This window comes from Streptomyces sp. NPDC002044 (assembly GCF_040296725.1).
In the GTDB taxonomy this organism is placed as follows: Bacteria; Actinomycetota; Actinomycetes; order Streptomycetales; family Streptomycetaceae; genus Streptomyces; species Streptomyces antarcticus.
Window position 1 is genome coordinate 1 of sequence record NZ_JBEOXU010000294.1, and the last position, 2,846, is coordinate 2,846.

The following is a 2,846-nucleotide window of genomic DNA, read 5'->3' on the forward strand; positions in this document are numbered from 1 at the left end:
CAATCATTTCCCTCCTGTTTTACCTTCCCGCCGTGTCGTCCTAGCTGGGGGCTCTGGGTGGGGCGCCCCCGGGGGGGTGGTGGGGGGGGGGGTTGGCCCCCCCGGCGGGGGGGCGGGTGCCCCCCGGCAGGGGAAGGTGAACGCCCCTGCCTGCCGCGGCTGGTGTGGCGGACGCCGCAGCGGAGGCGGCCGTGGCGGGCAGGAGCAGGCCGCCGGCGGCCGAGCCGGCGACGAGCAGGGTCGAGCGACGCGTGATCATGATCCACCTCGGGGATGTGGTGAAACCTACGGCCGCCCACCGTAGTTGGTCTGGACCATTCTGCCCATGCTGCGTTCGGTCCGCCGACGGCGCGTGCTCGGGCACGGCCGCAGGGGCGCCCAGTCCGGAGCCCTTCGCGGTGTGCCGACCGCTCGGCCGGTCAGAACCGCCCGGGCCCGGCCGGGAACGGCAACTGCTTCGCCGGGCTCCGGGACAGCCGCTGCCCCGGGTCGGTCGGCGGGCTCTGGCAGGTCACGTCCTCGGCGGGCAGCCGTCCGGTGGTCAGGTAGGCGTTGACCACCGGGTTGACGCAGGAGGCCGGGTCGATGAGGTACACGGCGTGACCCTCGCCCCCGGCCGCCAGCACCATGCGGGAACCCTTGAGCGCGCGGTGCAGGCCCTGGCCGCTGGAGAGCGGTGTCTGCGAGTCCCACTCGTTCTGCACGGTCAGGACATCGGCCCGCTTGTTCATCGGCGTGGCCGACTCGACCGGCCGGTCCCAGAAGGCACACGGCTTGATGTTGGACGCCATGTCCCCGTACAGCGGGTACTTCGCCTTGTCCTTCGCCGCGTCCCGCGCGTACTGCTCGGTGTAGCGGGGCCAGGCGCCGGTGTCCCCGCACAGAACCGACCACAGGACGGCGGTGCCGTTGTCCGTGGCCGGCTGCGGGTCGGCGGCCCGCCCGCCGGCGATCAGCTTCCTCAGGTCCGGCGCGGCCTCGCCCCCGGGCGCGGGGGTGCCCTCGGCCGCGGCCTTGATCTGCTGGACGAGGGCCGAGGCTTGCGCCGGGTAGAAGAAGACGGCCCGCGCGGCCCGGATGTCGGCGCCCGTGATCTTCGTGCCGAAGTAGTCGATCGGCTCCCGGTCCGCGCGCGCCACCAGACCCCAGAACGTCTCCGACACCGCCCCGGGCGTCGCCCCGAGCCCGTACTGGGCGGAGCGCTCGGCGGCCCACCGCGTCCACCGCTCGTACGCGGGTTCTGCCTCGGTCGCCCACACCTGGAACATGCCGCGCCAGATGCGCTGCGGGTCCACCCCGCTGTCCAGGACGAAACGGTCGGTGCGCTGCGGGAACATCTGCGAGTACACCGCGCCGAGGTACGTCCCGTACGAGTAGCCCACGTACGAGATCTTCCGCTCGCCCAGCACCGCGCGGATCGTGTCCATGTCGCGCGCCGTGTTGCGGGTGGTGATGTACGGGATCACGTCGCCGGACTTCTCGCGGCACTTCTCCGCGACGGTACGGGCCCAGGCCACGTCGGCCGCGTAGGTCTCGGGCCGGTACGGCCGGTCGATGGCCTCCTCGGCCGGGGTCAGCCCACAGGTGACGGGGCTGCTCCGGCCGACGCCGCGCGGGTCGAAGCCGATGAGGTCGTACTGCTCCCGTACGTCCTTCGGCATCAGCTCGTTCATCATCACCGGGTCGGAGAGCCCGCTGCCGCCCGGTCCGCCGGGGTTGAACAGCATGACGCCGTGCCGCTTGGCGGGGTTCCCGGTCTTCAGGCGGGATATCGCGAGGTCGATCGTGCGCCCCTCGGGGCGCCGGTAGTCGAGCGGGACCTTCAGGGTGGCGCACTCATGCGAGGCCGGCTGGTCCTCGGCACAGCGGTGCCAGGCGGGCTTCTGCCTGAGGTACGCAGCCTCCGGTGCGGCGGCGGCCTGGGTCGCGCCCAGCAGGGGAAGCGCGGTGGCGATGAGAGCGGCGGTGGTGAGCAGCGGTGCGAGGCGTTTCAGACGCACGGGCGGTTCCTCGGAGTCGGTGGATTCGACGCGTTCGCTTACCCGTCCACCTTGTTGCATCCATCGCCGGGGCCGAATCATCCCGAAGGGTCGGTCCCTGTGCGCCTCGCGAATGAGCTGAAATCCGGACAACTGGCCGACACGCCGCGCTTGTTGTACGAGGTCCCGCGGCGTGTCAGTGCCCCGTGTGGTCGGCGCCGTTCTCGAGGGAGCCGCCGATCCGTCCGCGCAGGCCGCCCAGGGCGTCCGCCGACTGCGCGGTGACCACCCACCGGTCGCCGACCAGGTAGAGGCCGCCGTACGCCTGGGCCTCCGTCAGCCAGGAGCGCAGTCCCTGCTCGGCGGCGAAGGTGGCGATGCGGTACGGGCCTTGAGCGCTCTCGCAGCCGCCCTGGCGCAACTCCTCCGCCTGCACGCTGACTTCGGCAGCGCAGCCGATGGCGGCGGCGATCTCCTCGATCGTGGTGGTGGGGGCGGCGGCGGTGCCGGCGGACGGGGAGGCGTCGCCGCCCCCCGGCCCGGCCTTCGCCGCCGGGTGGGCCGAACCGTGCCCGGCCACGGGGTGCGCGGCCGAGGCACCGGAGCAGCCGGCGCTCAGCAGGGTGGCGCAGACCGCGGCGATCGCCGCGAGTGCGTGCCGCGGCCGCCGGATCCGGCGGATCCGTTGGATCCGGCACGGTCGAATGTCGTCACGCTGCGGTTCGGTCCTCGGCATGGGTACCTCATCGGCTGGTCGGAAGGACGGCCGCGGTGTCCCGGGCGCGGGGAGCCCATGTTGGGTACATTCCGTCCGTTGACGGCAAGATCACCGGTCTGTCGAAGCTGGCCCGGCTGGTGGACGTGTTT

The 2,846-nt window shown here is 72.7% G+C and carries 2 protein-coding genes and 1 pseudogene; 1 reads left to right on the plus strand and 2 read right to left on the minus strand.

The annotated features are described in order from the left end of the window. Positions 1–419: 419 nt before the first annotated feature. The gene (locus tag ABT106_RS31620; RefSeq protein WP_351284415.1) at positions 420–2,000 is read right to left on the minus strand and encodes an alpha/beta fold hydrolase; all 1,581 of its coding nucleotides are present in this window, start codon (positions 1,998–2,000) and stop codon (positions 420–422) included. Positions 2,001–2,175: 175 nt separating this feature from the next. Further along, positions 2,176–2,559 carry a hypothetical protein gene (locus tag ABT106_RS31625; protein WP_351284418.1) on the minus strand — a complete coding sequence of 128 codons (384 nt, stop codon included), beginning with the start codon at positions 2,557–2,559 and terminating at the stop codon, positions 2,176–2,178. A gap of 209 nt (positions 2,560–2,768) precedes the next feature. Here ABT106_RS31625 and ABT106_RS31630 point away from each other — a divergent pair. Beyond that, positions 2,769–2,846: pseudogene (locus ABT106_RS31630) on the plus strand (GTP cyclohydrolase I); the annotation flags it as partial.